The 14,161-nt window shown below is 42.4% G+C and carries 15 protein-coding genes; 13 read left to right on the forward strand and 2 right to left on the reverse strand.

Annotated elements, in window-relative coordinates; translation table 11 throughout:
* Positions 1–251: 251 nt before the first annotated feature.
* From CSV68_RS11375 to CSV68_RS11385, 3 genes are all read left to right on the forward strand, one after another.
* Entirely contained in the window at positions 252–500 is a 249-nt protein-coding gene (locus CSV68_RS11375; protein WP_099662193.1) for a hypothetical protein, read from the forward strand.
* Between the two features lie 375 nt (positions 501–875).
* Positions 876–1,421 carry a hypothetical protein gene (locus CSV68_RS11380; protein ID WP_099634414.1) on the forward strand — a complete coding sequence of 182 codons (546 nt, stop codon included), beginning with the start codon at positions 876–878 and terminating at the stop codon, positions 1,419–1,421.
* A gap of 348 nt (positions 1,422–1,769) precedes the next feature.
* Positions 1,770–2,294 carry a GNAT family N-acetyltransferase gene (locus CSV68_RS11385; RefSeq protein ID WP_099662194.1) on the forward strand — a complete coding sequence of 175 codons (525 nt, stop codon included), beginning with the start codon at positions 1,770–1,772 and terminating at the stop codon, positions 2,292–2,294.
* A gap of 57 nt (positions 2,295–2,351) precedes the next feature.
* On the opposite strand, the gene CSV68_RS11390 is transcribed toward CSV68_RS11385, so the two are convergent.
* Positions 2,352–2,975: a hypothetical protein gene (locus tag CSV68_RS11390; protein ID WP_099662195.1), complete on the reverse strand. Its 624-nt coding sequence runs from the start codon at positions 2,973–2,975 to the stop codon at positions 2,352–2,354.
* Between the two features lie 154 nt (positions 2,976–3,129).
* Between CSV68_RS11390 and CSV68_RS11395 the strand changes: the two genes are divergently transcribed.
* The 7 genes from CSV68_RS11395 (at position 3,130) to CSV68_RS11425 (ending at position 8,982) form a co-directional block, all read left to right on the forward strand.
* Positions 3,130–3,696 carry an NADPH-dependent FMN reductase gene (locus tag CSV68_RS11395; protein ID WP_099634417.1) on the forward strand — a complete coding sequence of 189 codons (567 nt, stop codon included), beginning with the start codon at positions 3,130–3,132 and terminating at the stop codon, positions 3,694–3,696.
* A 393-nt stretch (positions 3,697–4,089) separates the two neighbouring features.
* Positions 4,090–4,695: a Holliday junction branch migration protein RuvA gene (ruvA, locus tag CSV68_RS11400; RefSeq protein ID WP_099662196.1), complete on the forward strand. Its 606-nt coding sequence runs from the start codon at positions 4,090–4,092 to the stop codon at positions 4,693–4,695.
* A gap of 19 nt (positions 4,696–4,714) precedes the next feature.
* Positions 4,715–5,713: a Holliday junction branch migration DNA helicase RuvB gene (gene ruvB, locus CSV68_RS11405; RefSeq protein WP_099634419.1), complete on the forward strand. Its 999-nt coding sequence runs from the start codon at positions 4,715–4,717 to the stop codon at positions 5,711–5,713.
* An 18-nt stretch (positions 5,714–5,731) separates the two neighbouring features.
* Positions 5,732–6,784, forward strand: a complete 1,053-nt coding sequence (queA, locus tag CSV68_RS11410) for a tRNA preQ1(34) S-adenosylmethionine ribosyltransferase-isomerase QueA (protein ID WP_099662197.1) — start codon at positions 5,732–5,734, stop codon at positions 6,782–6,784.
* Positions 6,785–7,924: a tRNA guanosine(34) transglycosylase Tgt gene (tgt, locus tag CSV68_RS11415; protein WP_099634421.1), complete on the forward strand. Its 1,140-nt coding sequence runs from the start codon at positions 6,785–6,787 to the stop codon at positions 7,922–7,924.
* A 47-nt stretch (positions 7,925–7,971) separates the two neighbouring features.
* Positions 7,972–8,238: a preprotein translocase subunit YajC gene (gene yajC / locus CSV68_RS11420; protein WP_369802878.1), complete on the forward strand. Its 267-nt coding sequence runs from the start codon at positions 7,972–7,974 to the stop codon at positions 8,236–8,238.
* Positions 8,239–8,346: 108 nt separating this feature from the next.
* Positions 8,347–8,982 (forward strand): DUF421 domain-containing protein, encoded by a 636-nt coding sequence (locus CSV68_RS11425; RefSeq protein ID WP_099634422.1) that lies wholly within the window; start codon positions 8,347–8,349, stop codon positions 8,980–8,982.
* On the opposite strand, the gene CSV68_RS11430 is transcribed toward CSV68_RS11425, so the two are convergent.
* Positions 8,979–10,496 carry a putative polysaccharide biosynthesis protein gene (locus tag CSV68_RS11430; protein ID WP_099634423.1) on the reverse strand — a complete coding sequence of 506 codons (1,518 nt, stop codon included), beginning with the start codon at positions 10,494–10,496 and terminating at the stop codon, positions 8,979–8,981. The genes CSV68_RS11425 and CSV68_RS11430 overlap by 4 nt on opposite strands.
* Before the next feature lie 131 nt (positions 10,497–10,627).
* Here CSV68_RS11430 and CSV68_RS11435 point away from each other — a divergent pair, with 131 nt between their 5' ends.
* The 3 genes from CSV68_RS11435 (at position 10,628) to CSV68_RS11445 (ending at position 13,769) form a co-directional block, all read left to right on the forward strand.
* Complete coding sequence (locus CSV68_RS11435) at positions 10,628–10,939, forward strand: post-transcriptional regulator (protein ID WP_158232148.1); 312 nt, start codon at positions 10,628–10,630, stop codon at positions 10,937–10,939.
* A 130-nt stretch (positions 10,940–11,069) separates the two neighbouring features.
* The gene (secDF, locus tag CSV68_RS11440) at positions 11,070–13,337 is read left to right on the forward strand and encodes a protein translocase subunit SecDF (protein WP_099634425.1); all 2,268 of its coding nucleotides are present in this window, start codon (positions 11,070–11,072) and stop codon (positions 13,335–13,337) included.
* Between the two features lie 72 nt (positions 13,338–13,409).
* Positions 13,410–13,769, forward strand: a complete 360-nt coding sequence (locus CSV68_RS11445; protein WP_099634426.1) for a LapA family protein — start codon at positions 13,410–13,412, stop codon at positions 13,767–13,769.
* Positions 13,770–14,161 lie beyond the last annotated feature (392 nt).

The following is a 14,161-nucleotide window of genomic DNA, read 5'->3' on the forward strand; positions in this document are numbered from 1 at the left end:
GTTAAAGTTCAGATCTCAAGGAAAGTGATTGGATTGAATAAAGATGAAGTGAAAAATCTTTGAGTGGGTATGAAGAAGGCGGTTTACGAGAGGCGAGAGAGGTCGTATGGAAACTCTTTGAATGAATGAACAAGAAGCATTCAACTTAACTGGAAATGAGCGTGACCTTTGATTAGGGTTATCATCTATTTAGTAATAGGGGGGTTATAAGGAAATATTGTTCAATAACCAATATTGAAAGGAGTTCTTTTGTGAGAGTTTTATGGTTTCCAGTATTGGCATCAGTTGGGACGATGGCTCTATTATATTGGATTGGGAATATATTTACTTTGTCTCTTTTTAGGTTTTCATTTGCTCTAAATGAACCGTTAGAGAATGGCTTGATTTTTGATGCGAATATTGCAATACTTCCTTTTGCTATCGGCTTAATAGTTGGATTAATTGTGCAACGTATAGGTAAAGTCAGAAGCAAACGAGATACAATGAAAAGGCAGAGATAAAATGAATGATAAAAGTGAAAAAATAAGTTCGGATTTTGATGATAATGTTATTACACTAACGGGTGCTCGTTTACGGAAAAATATTTGAAGCATTCGCTTAGTTGCTCGGGTCGGAAGCCGACGACTGAGAGGATCACGCTCTCTTTTAAGAACGTGTCCGGCTGCAGCATAGTTCCACGGGTTGCTACCACTATCCCGTTAACGAGGGGGATTATTGTACATGTATGAATGTTTGCAGCGCAGGAGTGTAAAAAAGACTTTTGACAAGGAGAGGCTAGATGTCTTTTTACGACTTAACAAAAAAGAGAGAAAATATTTGACGAGTGATATTTAGAAAACAATGGGTGTATAAATTATTAAAAAGGAGTCAGTTCAATGGATAGTACAATAAAGAGGCTTTTTGAAAACCTTAGAGATGAAGATAAGGAAGTACAATACGAAGCACTTATGAAGTTGTTTGATATTACGAATGAGAAAGTAAACTGGGCTTATGAAGTCTGGGATCAACTGCTGACGGACTTAACAGAAGGTGATAACCACCAAAGATCAAGAGCTGCACAGTTCCTCTGTAATTTGGCGATAAGTGATCCAGAAAAAAGAATGGTAAAGGATTTCCCGATGGTTTGGGCTGTAACAAAAGATAAGAAATTTGTAACAGCAAGACATAGTCTAAAATCCATTTGGAAAATTGCCTTAGCTGGTGCTGAGCAAAAAGAGTTGGTATTAAACACCCTTGCCAATAGATTTACAAACGGAACCGATGAAAAAAATTACACGTTGATTCGTTATGATATTATCGAGAGCCTTAGAAAACTTTATGATGAAATAAAAGATGAGCAAGTTAAGAAACTTGCATTGGATTTGATTGAAAAAGAAGAGGATAAAAAATACAAAAAGAAATATGCATCAGTATGGAAATAGTTAGTATCATTTAAAGTTGGCGCGATTGTGGAATGCGGGATTAGCTGAACTAATATAAGAAGCATAATTACGCTTGTCACAAAAGCGCTGGGTGAAATAATTTACTAAGAACAGCATAGAAGAGGAGTATATTTTTCTTAACAACAAACAAGAGCGTCACTGAACGGTAAATAAGCATTGTTTCAGGTTTAGGGGTATTCCACAATAAGGTGAGTTAAACAAATGATTTTTGAAGCAGCCACTTAGTAAATCAGAAGAAGTTTAACGAAATTCAAGATTTAATCGCCATTTTATTGCGAGCGATATCACTCGATCTAGAGGTAAACACAGATAATGAGGAGTGATCCATTGATAGTAAGAGAAATAGAAATAGCGGATGCGGAGAAACTTTCCCGACTAATGGAACATGTAGAAGCGAGCTCGGAATATATGTTAATGGAAGCTGGGGAAAGAGAAAGCGGTCATGCGCAACAAATGCAAAGGATAAACCGTATAAAAAATAGTGGTAATTCCACTATCTTAATAGCTGAAAATGAACTAAATGAGTTAGCAGGATATCTATTTGCTATCGGTGGAGATGTGAAAAGGAATAGACATTGCGCATATATTGTAGTGGGGATTGCTGAAACTTTCAGAGGACATGGCGTAGGCACGAAGCTATTTATGGAGTTGGATCAATGGGCAAGGCATCATACTATCCATCGTTTAGAGTTAACGGTCGTTACTCGAAATGAAGCAGGTTTGTCTTTATATAAAAAGATGGGGTTTGAAATCGAAGGAACTAAAAAACATTCTTTATATATCGGTGAAGAATTTGTTGACGAATATTATATGGCCAAGTTCATAGACACATTTGACGAATACACTAGTTAAGTCCTCATTCCATTTCGAATGAGGACTTTTTACGTATGTGAATGCATTTCTCACTGTTTATTTACGTACTTCTAGCGTCTCCAACATCTGTTCAAATCGTGCGCCATGGCCTTCTTGTGCTTCAAGGAAATAGTTCTCCTTAATGAGCAATGTGCCACCGTCTACTTCCATCATGTAGATCGTCACGACTTCACTATCCGATTCTTCTCCGGAAGTACCATGTAATGAAATCGCGTTAATTGGTGCAGTAATTGACTTTTCCTCAAGCGGCATAGTATATTCCTGTTCCATATCTTCCATTACACTTTCTGGAGTTTGATCTTTGACGTATAAAAATGTCATATTCACCTCAGGATACCCTTTAGGCACTTCGTCAATCGGCATGAGCTTGTCTTCTTTTTCACCGGTCTCAAACGTATATCGTTCCGAATCAATATACAGTGAATACATGGCATCGCTGCCTTCGACGAGATCCATCGTGATAGTAGAGTCTTCACCTTCAACAGGTAGTACGACATCCATTGTGGGTTCACGCTCCGGCAAAGTTGCTGTTTCTTCAGGTATTTCTTCGACAGGTGTTTCTGCGGGGGACTTTACTTCTTCGGTTGGTTTTTCTGTTGCTGGATTACAACCGACAAGTAGTAGCGACATAGCAAAACTCGCATAAATCATTGTTCGCATATAGCTTCCTCCTTTAAAAAGACGTAGAACTACTTTATATGTATACGTTTACATGCAAAGAAGGTTTCAAATGTCAAGCAAATTATTAGAAATAAAAATGAGCAAGCGCTATGATAAGTCCTGCAGATATTAAAACAAAAGGGAGATTTACATTATGACAATCAAAGTAAAAGCAGTAATCGGTAGTACAAGCTCCACTTCATACAATTTAAAGTTAGTGAAATTCATGGCTAAGCGCTATAAAGAAGAATTGGAAATTACTCCGGTTCTCATCAACGATTTAGAAATGTTCTCTATCGATATTGAAAGCGAACCAACTGTAGCAGTTCAAACATTTAAAGATGACGTGAAAGATTCAGACGCAGTGATGTTCGCGACACCGGAGTATAACTTCTCTATTCCCGGGGCAATGAAAAATGCGTTGGACTGGTTGTCACGTGGCGGAGACTTTACGTTACACGGTAAAACAGGCTTTATCGTAGGGTCATCAATGGGAGTGTTTGGTTCAGTAAGAGCACAGATCCACTTACGTGAAATTCTTTCTAACCCAGCACTAGCGCCTAACTTATTGCCAGGTAACGAAGTATATATCGGTGCTATTCACACGAAAATGGATGAAGAAGGAAATATTACAGACGAAGCAACAATCGCATTCCTTGATACGGTTGTACAGAATTTCATCGTTTTCCATAAGAAACAGCAAGCAATGGCTCACGCATAAGTAGGATGAACGGAGTTGTCCAAGTCGTCATTATTTTAAATGACGACTGGTGACAGCTCTTTTTTGATGCGAAATAGTATGCGATAAGAAAACAAAAGGCTGGCAGAAGTGTTGGGGAAGGGGATTGGTGCTTCGGAGGGGACGCTTTCCTAGAGGGCTCACCGCAGGTCCATGGGAAAGCGTCCGCCAACTGGAGCCTCCATCCCATCACACTCACAAATTCACTCACTATTTTTACTTGTACTTGTACTTGTACTTGCATTTGAACTTGAACTTGAACATAAATTAGTTAAAATACACACCTATTTTATTTATGCGAATTTCCGAAGGTCGTACAAGTAGAAAACCCGTTCGTATGCTATAATAGCAGGTATACTTTAGGGGGAGAATACTTTGTACGATTACATAAAAGGCTATGTGACACGTGTGACACCTGAATATGTAGTGCTGGAGCAATCTGGAATTGGTTGGCAAGTCATGACGCCGAATCCATTTGCTTTCCATGTAACAGAAGAGGTGCAGCAAGTGTTCACGTATTTGCATGTGCGTGAAGATACGCAGTTATTGATTGGCTTTAAGACGCTGGAACAACGAGAACTGTTCCGTAAACTGATTACCGTTTCTGGAATCGGTCCTAAAGGCGCGCTCGCAATTCTTGCGAACGGCTTGCCATCTCAAGTGGTAAGTGCGATTGAGCGTGAAGATGAAGGGTTCCTTGTGCAGTTTCCTGGTGTCGGCAAGAAGACAGCGCGTCAAATGATCTTGGATTTAAAAGGCAAACTTCATGATCTGTTTACGGAAATTGATTTGCCGGATTCGGAAGATACATTGCTTACGCTTGCTGAAAGTGATGAGCTTGATGAAGCGTTGCTTGCGTTGACTGCGCTTGGGTATTCGGATCGCGAACTGAAGAAAGTGAAGCCGAAACTCGAAAAAGAAGAGCTCGATACAGAAGGCTATATGCGACTTGCGTTAAAATTGTTATTGAAACAAGGCTAATACGATGGAGGTGGTTCCAATGGATGAACGCATACTGACGAATGAAGCGACGGATTTTGATGATAGTTTTGAACAATCATTACGCCCGCAATTATTGCAACAATATATCGGTCAGCAGCAAGCGAAAGATAATTTATCGATTTTTATCGAGGCGGCAAAAAAGCGGGAAGAAAGTTTGGATCATGTGTTGTTATACGGTCCTCCTGGGCTTGGAAAGACGACGCTCGCTACGGTGATCGGCAATGAAATGGGTGTTAATGTCCGCATGACGAGCGGTCCTGCTATTGAACGTCCGGGTGACTTGGCGGCAGTCGTGTCTTCGTTGGAGCCGGGCGACGTCTTATTCATCGATGAAATCCACCGGCTGAACCGCGCGATTGAAGAAGTGCTGTATCCAGCAATGGAGGATTTCTGTCTAGATATTATGGTCGGGAAAGGTCCGACTGCGCGTTCTGTACGACTTGATTTACCGCCGTTTACATTGATCGGCGCGACGACGCGTGCAGGAGCACTGTCTGCTCCGCTCCGTGACCGTTTCGGTGTACCGCTTAGACTAGAGTATTATGAAGTGGAATCATTGACGGAGATTGTCATTCGAAGCGCCAATTTATTTGCCGTGGACATCGATCCACTAGCAGCTGTGGAACTGGCGAAACGCTCTCGTGGAACGCCACGTATTGCGAATCGTCTGCTGCGAAGAGTGCGCGATTATGCACAAGTGCGCGGTAACGGAATCATTACACTATCGATTGCACAAGAAGCACTCGATATGTTACAAGTAGATCATCATGGACTCGATCAAATCGACCATCAGTTGCTCCATAGCATGATCGAACGATTCCGTGGCGGTCCGGTTGGCATTGATACACTCGCTGCAAGTATTGGTGAAGAGTCGGTGACGATTGAAGACGTCTATGAGCCGTATTTATTACAAATGGGATTTATTCAACGTACATCAAGAGGTCGGATGGCGACGGAAAAGGCTTACGAGCATTTCGGTTATCCGCTTCCTGAGTGACAGATAGGAGTTAGCATGATGGAAGTAGAAGACTTTGATTTTGATTTACCAGAACATTTAATTGCTCAAACACCGCTTTTGGATCGCACGGCGAGCCGTTTACTCGTTATGGGACGTGATAACGGTATCGTTACACATAAGCATTTTCGTGATTTAGTGGATGAACTAGAAGCAGGGGACTTGCTCGTGTTAAACGATACAAAAGTATTGCCAGCACGTTTGATCGGGACGAAAGAAGAAACCGGTGCAACGATTGAAGTGTTATTGTTAAAAGAAACAGGTGACGACCGCTGGGAAACATTGGTCAAGCCTTCAAAACGTATAAAAGTAGGGACGGTCGTGACGTTTGGTGACGGCTTGTTGCAGGCTGAATGTACCGCACTTGGTGAACAAGGCGGGCGTGAATTCAAATTTAGTTATGACGGCATTTTCTATGAGTTGCTTGATCAGCTCGGACAGATGCCATTGCCTCCATATATTACTGAGACATTGGAAGATCAGACACGCTATCAAACCGTTTTCGCAAAAGAGCGTGGATCTGCGGCAGCACCTACAGCGGGCTTGCATTTTACGGATGAAATCTTAGATGCATTGCGTGAAAAAAGCGTGCGAATCGCGTTCATTACGCTACACGTTGGACTTGGTACATTCCGTCCTGTTAGTGTGGATACTATTGAAGATCACACGATGCATGCGGAATATTATGTGATGACGGAAGAAACGGCTGCACTTGTTCGTGAGACAAAAGCGAATGGTGGTAGTGTAGTGGCGGTTGGTACGACATCTACACGGACGCTTGAAACGATTGCTTCAGAGAATAACGGAGAAGTGGTGGCTGCGAGTGGCTGGACTTCGATATTTATTTATCCTGGCTATGAGTTTAAAGCAATTGACGGCTTAGTGACGAATTTCCACTTGCCGAAATCTACGCTATTGATGTTGTTGTCGGCATTTGCCGGACGCGATCACGTCATGAGTGCATATGAAGAAGCCGTGAAAGAGCAGTATCGCTTTTTCAGTTTTGGGGACGCGATGTTTATCCGCCCTGCTACAAGAAAGGAACGAGATTAATTGGCAGCTATTACGTATGAACATATCAAAACATGTAAACAAACGGGTGCGCGACTGGGAATTGTCCATACACCACACGGTTCATTTGAAACACCTGCTTTCATGCCGGTTGGAACACAAGCTACAGTAAAAACGATGGCTCCGGAAGAATTGAAAGCAATGGGTGCAGGCATTATTTTAAGTAACACGTATCACTTATGGTTGCGTCCAGGTAATGAAATCATTAAAGAAGCAGGCGGATTACATAAGTTCATGAACTGGGATCGTCCCATTTTGACGGATTCCGGTGGCTTCCAAGTGTTTTCTTTAAGTAAATTCCGTGACATTAAAGAAGAAGGCGTTCATTTCCGTAATCATATTAATGGAGATAAGTTGTTCTTGAGTCCAGAAAAAGCGATGGAGATCCAAAACGATTTAGGTGCCGATATTATGATGGCGTTTGACGAATGTCCTCCATTCCCTGCGACGCATGAGTATATGAAAGCGAGTGTTGAGCGTACGTCACGATGGGCTGAACGTTGTCTTGAAGCGCATGGACGTCCGAATGATCAAGGGTTATTCGGTATCGTACAAGGTGGCGAGTTTGAAGATCTTCGTAAGCAAAGTGCGCGTGATCTAGTATCGATGGATTTCCCAGGCTACGCAATCGGTGGATTGTCCGTCGGGGAACCGAAAGATATTATGAATAAAGTGCTGGACTTCACGACACCATTACTTCCGCAAGATAAGCCGCGTTATTTGATGGGTGTTGGATCTCCAGACTCATTGATCGACGGTGCGATCCGTGGAATTGATATGTTTGACTGTGTCTTGCCGACGCGCATTGCACGTAATGGTACGTTGATGACGAGTGAAGGTCGTTTAGTTGTCAAAAATGCGAAGTACGAAAGAGATTTTGGTCCGCTTGATCCGAACTGTGATTGTTATGCGTGCAAAAACTATAGTCGTGCCTATATTCGTCATTTAATTCGTGCGGGTGAAACATTTGGTATACGTTTGACGTCCTATCATAACCTGCACTTTTTGCTGAATTTAATGGAGCAAGTACGTCAGGCTATACGTGAAGATCGCCTCGGTGATTTCCGCGAAGAGTTTTTTGAGCAATACGGCTTCAACAAACCGAATGCAAAAAACTTTTAAATCTTGTATAATAAAAAATGATGCTTCAGGAAGGGGGAAAATATATAATGATGGAACAATACGGTGGTATTTTTACACTAGTAATCATGGTAGCTATTATGTGGTTTTTACTCATTCGTCCTGCTCAGAAGAGACAGAAGGCAGCGAAAGAGATGCAAACTAGTTTAAAGCGTGGAGACGAAGTAGTTACAATCGGTGGTATTCACGGAACTGTGGATGCAGTAGATGAAACTTCTATTTTCTTGCGTGTATCTGAAACTACAGTTTTGCGTTTTGACAAGCAAGCAGTAGGCAGAGTTGTAACAGCGTCATAATAAAAAGCGGTTATCTAGTGGTATATCCATAGATTGCCGCTTTTTTGTTTGTTTACGTATAGAAAAAAGATCTGCCGGCACACTAAGTGTGAAGGAGGCAGATATGCTGTGCATGAGTTACTCATCATCGGATTGCGTACGGTGTTTTTATATATTTTTCTTCTTGTAATATTACGCATTATGGGAAAACGAGAAGTCGGCGAATTGGGTGTCATTGATATTGTGGTCTTTATTATTATGGCGGAAGTAGCTGCAATGATCGTAGAATCCCCTGACAAACCTATTATCGAAGGGATTCTTCCTATCCTTCTGTTACTGGTCATTCAATATATTTCGTCGATGATTTCATTGAAAAGTAAGAAGTTTCGTGATCTTGTCGATGGAGATCCGACGCTAATCATTCGCCATGGAGAGATCCAGGAAGATGAAATGCGTAAACAGCGTTATAATCTCGACGACTTGTTTCAACAATTACGCGAAAATCAAGTCGGTTCGATTCATAATGTGACGTTTGCGTATCTGGAACCTTCCGGAAATTTATCCGTATTTACAAAAGACGGCGACTTGCCGATTGTGGGACTTGTGCTTGACGGCGATATTCAGCCTGAGCATTTGGAGTTGATCGGCAAGACAGAAGACTGGTTGCTACAAGAGTTACATGCTAAAAACATCACCGATTTAAGCAAGATTTTCTATTGCTCGTATGAACAAGGTGAAATTAGAGTGCAACTAAAACATGATTAATAGCGTTTAACTAAATTCCGTAGCATGATAAAGTCCTGTGCTTTTATTTGTCTTGTCAGCAATAATAAGGCAAGTAGCACGCCTGATGTAATGGCGCATTCGACGAATAAATGATGCGAACCGATCGGAATAAAAATCGGGCGGATGACGACGGTCAACAGAAATACAATATACGTCATCGCGAACATCGAAAATCCAGTGGCGGTCGATTTGTTTTGACGCAGTGTCGCAATATGCAGGAAAGATGTAACGAGTACACCAAAACCGATTGCGAGAACGGCACCTGTTTCTTGAAGACCTGGTTGTGATGCCAAAATGAACATGACCGCGAGCTTGGCGATCCCTCCGTAGACGGAGTTCATCATGCCAGCTTTCGCATCGCCCGTCGCCTGCAAAATTGAATAGAGTGGACTTTGAATATAATAAAAGAAGAAGATGGGCGCAAGCATCGTCATATAGCTGCCGCCTTCAACAATATGGAATAGCTTCTCCGCAAGTTCTTGCCCGTGTATATAAAATACGGTGGCCGCAAATGCACCGGTTAAGGCGGATAAACGCAATGCTAAGTGAATACGTTCTTGTAACTTCTTGACGTTACTCGAAGCGACTGCACCACTGACCGCTGGAACGAGCACGACGGATAATGCATACGGAATGAATGCAGGAAACAATAATAATGGAATAAGTACCCCTGAAATGACTCCATACAATGAAGTGGCGGCTACTGTTCCAACGCCTGCCATGGAAAGTGCGCGTAAAAAGATAATAGGCTCGAGAAACCATGTGAAAGTTCCAAATAGACGACTGCCTGACGAAGGAAGTGCCACCTCAAGGATGGGCTCCATCGGATAGCGCGGTTCTTTTTTCTGTGGCTTTGGCTCCTTTTTTTGTTGCTGACGGTATTTGTACAAAAGATAAAGTACCGACACGACTTCAGCGAGGAGTGTCACAGCCATCGCATATGCTGCATTCATCATTGGATCTTCTGGCGCTAGAATGTACGGCAACATCCAGGTAATTAATAAAATACGAAAGATTTGCTCGATGACTTGTGCCCATGCTGTTTCTTCAATACGTGAAATCCCTTGGAAATATCCTCTGATTAATCCACCAATTGAGGCGATAGGTACGATGGCGAGCGCTACATATAATGCTGTAGAGGTCGCGCTGTTACCGAGTAAAGTTTCGGCTAGAAAAGGGATAAACAGAATACATGCAGGAATGAAGACTGCGCCAGATAAGATAGTGATAAATGTGGCGGTTCTCATAACTTGTCGTAATTGTACAGTGCCGCCTTGCGCTTTTAGTTCCGCTATCACCTTCGCAATCGCAATCGGCACACCAAGCTGTACTAAGGAGAGGAAAAAGACGAACGCCGGGTATGCGGTCATATAGATCCCGACCGTTTCTTCTCCTGCTACCCGCATAAATTGAATTCGATAGACGAAGCCGAGTAATTTTGATAAAAACACGGCCGCCATCAAAAAGATCGTCCCCCGAATAAATGATGACACCCTACACCACTCCTTCTGATTAGCCACGTTTTCCGATACAATAAGAATGCTTGGGAAAAACCCAAATATAGTTAAGTGTATGTGATATAATCAAGTTTATTCCGGAACAATACACGAGGGGGGAAGCGGCATTGGATCAACAGTTGACAGACTTATACAGACAGTTGCTCCCTGCACTAGAAAGTAAAAAGCAAGAATTGACGTTTTACGGCTACTCGGAGATTACGGAAGAAGATTTACTGAAATATGTAGTGGAGAAAAAGTGGCGAAAAAAAGAAATTTCTGCGATGCGTTCATATGAAATGATTTCAGATGTTTTAACCATTACGGCGGCACAGTTCATGACCCATACGCAAACAGAGGCTCAACGTAACAGTGAAGAAGTGTTGGAATTGAGTAAAGAAGAATGGTCTGTGTTATTTTCGCCTAAAAAAACGGATTGATTGGTCATTCCTATCATGAAGTATTTGACACAGACAATCTACTGTTTCATAATTGGTATGTTGTACAATGAGAGAAGAAAGTACATAACAGGTGCTATGCCGCTCTAGTATATGAGGGGGAAAAGGAAATATGAAAAACAGAGGAAGGATCGTCGCGTTTTTGCTGCTTATCGTCATTTTGGCATCAACGGTGTTTTCCACGACGAGTCCGATTTTAAAAGATGTCAAGCTAGGTCTTGACTTGCAGGGTGGTTTCGAGGTTCTGTACCAAGTGAAACCATTGAAAGAAGGACAAAAGATTACGGAGTCAACAGTTGCCGATACGGCCCGTGCGTTGACGAATCGTATTGACGTGCTCGGTGTAAACGAACCAAGCATTCAAATCGAATCGAATAACCGAATCCGCGTTCAGCTTGCCGGGGTAGAAGATCAGGAAACTGCCCGCGAATTATTGTCCACTCAAGCCAATCTTTCATTCCGTAATGCGGACGATGAATTGATGCTCGATGGTAATGATTTGAAAGAAGGTAAAGCAAAAGCCAATTTCGATGAAAACAACAACCCAGTTGTTACATTGGAAATGAAAGATCCAAATAAGTTTGGAGAAGTTACATCTGAAATTGCAGCCATGAAGCCGAACAACATGCTCGTTATTTGGTTGGACTTCATCGAAGGCGAAAATTCCTTTGCTGAAGAAGCCGCAAAACCGGAACCTGCTTTCATCTCGGCTCCGTATGTGTCTAAGACCATCAACTCTTCAAATGTTGAAATCTCAGGTAACTTCTCTATTGAAGAGACGAAAAACCTGGCGGGTATTTTGAACGCAGGTGCATTACCTGTTGATTTAGAGGAAATTTACTCGACTTCTGTCGGTGCACAATTTGGTGAACAAGCACTAGATAAAACGATATTTGCCGGAATTGTCGGTGTCAGCTTAGTGTTTATCTTCATGGCACTCTATTACCGTTTGCCAGGGCTGATCGCAGTTGTCACACTGTCTGTTTATATTTTCTTGATTTTGCTAGTGTTCACATTAATCAATGGTGTGTTGACACTACCAGGTATCGCGGCATTAATGCTCGGGGTCGGTATGGCGGTCGATGCCAATATCATCACCTATGAGCGGATCAAAGAAGAATTACGTGTCGGAAAATCGGTTAAAACGTCCTTTACGGCTGGAGCGAAGTCTTCGTTCACCGCAATCCTCGATGCGAACGTCACGACACTCCTTGCAGCAGTAGTATTGTTCATTTTTGGTACAAGCTCTGTTAAAGGTTTCGCGACGATGCTCATTATTAGTATTTTGGTCAGTTTCCTTACAGCGGTTTGGGGATCTCGTCTATTGCTTGGACTACTCGTTCACAGTGGATACCTCGACAATAAGGTAAGCTGGTTCGGATTGAATAAGAAGCAAGTACATTCGGCAGACGAAGGCTATGAAACACTTGATCTCACGACGAAATTTGATCGTTTCGATTTCGTTCATTCAAGAAAACGTTTCTATACTCTCTCTATCGTCTTGTTGCTTGTAGGGGCTATCATGCTTGGTGTCTTCAAGCTCAACTTAGGAATCGACTTCTCAGGCGGTACGCGCGTGGAAATGCTTGCTGAACAACAGCTCGATGAAACGGACGTAACGAAACTGCTAGAAGAAATCGGTCATCCAACGTCCGACGTCGTCATATCAGGTGATGACAAGAATATTGCGGTAGCGCGATATAAAGAAGACTTTAGTCAAGAAGAAGTCAATAAAATCAAAAAAGAGTTGTCTGAAGAATATGGCGCAGAGCCAAACGTTTCGACGGTCTCCAATACGGTAGGTAAAGAGCTCGTGCGCAATGCGATTTATGCTCTTGCAGTTGCCGCTCTTGGAATCATCATCTACGTAGCGTTCCGTTTCGAATGGCGCATGGGTCTAGCAGCAATTATCGGTTTACTGCACGACGCGTTCTTCATGATTGCGATCTTCAGTATTTTGCGACTTGAAGTAGATATCACATTCATTGCGGCGGTACTAACGATTATCGGGTACTCGATCAACGATACAATCGTCACCTTCGACAGAATACGTGAAAACTTGAATCGCTCGAAACATATTAGTACGGACGATGAGTTGGCGGCAATCGTCAACAAATCCTTGCGACAGACACTTGGCCGTTCGGTTAACACGGTTCTGACAGTTATCTTCGTCGTAGTGGCATTGATGGCACTCGGTGCAGAATCAATTCGACCGTTCTCTATCGCATTATTGATTGGTTTGATTGCAGGTACGTATTCTTCCATCTTCATCTCTGCTCAACTTTGGTTCGATCTAAAGAGAAAGCAAATAGCGAAGAGTGGCGGAATGAAAGTAGAAAAAGAGAAAAAACAATGGGGCTCAGACGAACCTGTTGTGTAATACGTTTGAACTATATAAAAAGCAGGGTATACTTCGGTATATCCTGCTTTTTTGAATGGAGGAATGAAGCGTATGAAATTTCAATGGACTGTTCTAGTTGGTTTATTATTTGCTGTATTGATCGCGGTGTTTGCTGTGTTTAATGTGGAGTCTGTGCCGGTGAATTATTTCTTTGGTACGGAGATGATTCCGCTTGTGCTGATTATTCTTGGTTCGGCATTGCTTGGTGCAATTATTAGCGGTTTCTTCGCTATTTATAAGTCGTATCGAAGTGGGCGACGTGTGAAGGAGTTGGAGAAGCAGTTGCATGTGAAGGAAGAGGAGTTGGCGGCGCAGCGTATACAGATGCAGGAGATGGAGGAGCGCATCGATACGTTGATGGAGCCGCCGTTGGTTCAGGCGGAGGTTATTCCACCGAAAGAGTTGTATTGAACAGGTGATACCACAGCAGGTCGTGATGTGCGACTTGTTGTGGTTTTTGTGTTGGTTTTTCTAAGGGGAGGAAGTGCGATAGTGTGACGGTATTTTGCTTGTGTCCGTAATAAATGGCGCTTGTGATAGTTTTGGTAGATGCTTTTCTTTGTATAGACACAAAACAGGACTTTATCTAGTTTGAAAAGTAGCCTCGTATTATCCAATCGATTGTCACATATCGGAAGTTATTCCCTCAGATCCCATAGAAAAAAACGACAGTAGTTGATCTTCGTTTCAGGCGGCGACTCCCTCTTGAAAAGGTGATGATGACAAGGCTTGTCGCATTATTCTATTGACCCAAAAAGAATTTATATGACTAGTAAAGAGAATCGTCTACCTGAAAGTACATA

The organism is Sporosarcina sp. P29, from assembly GCF_002743265.1.
In the GTDB taxonomy this organism is placed as follows: Bacteria; Bacillota; Bacilli; order Bacillales_A; family Planococcaceae; genus Sporosarcina.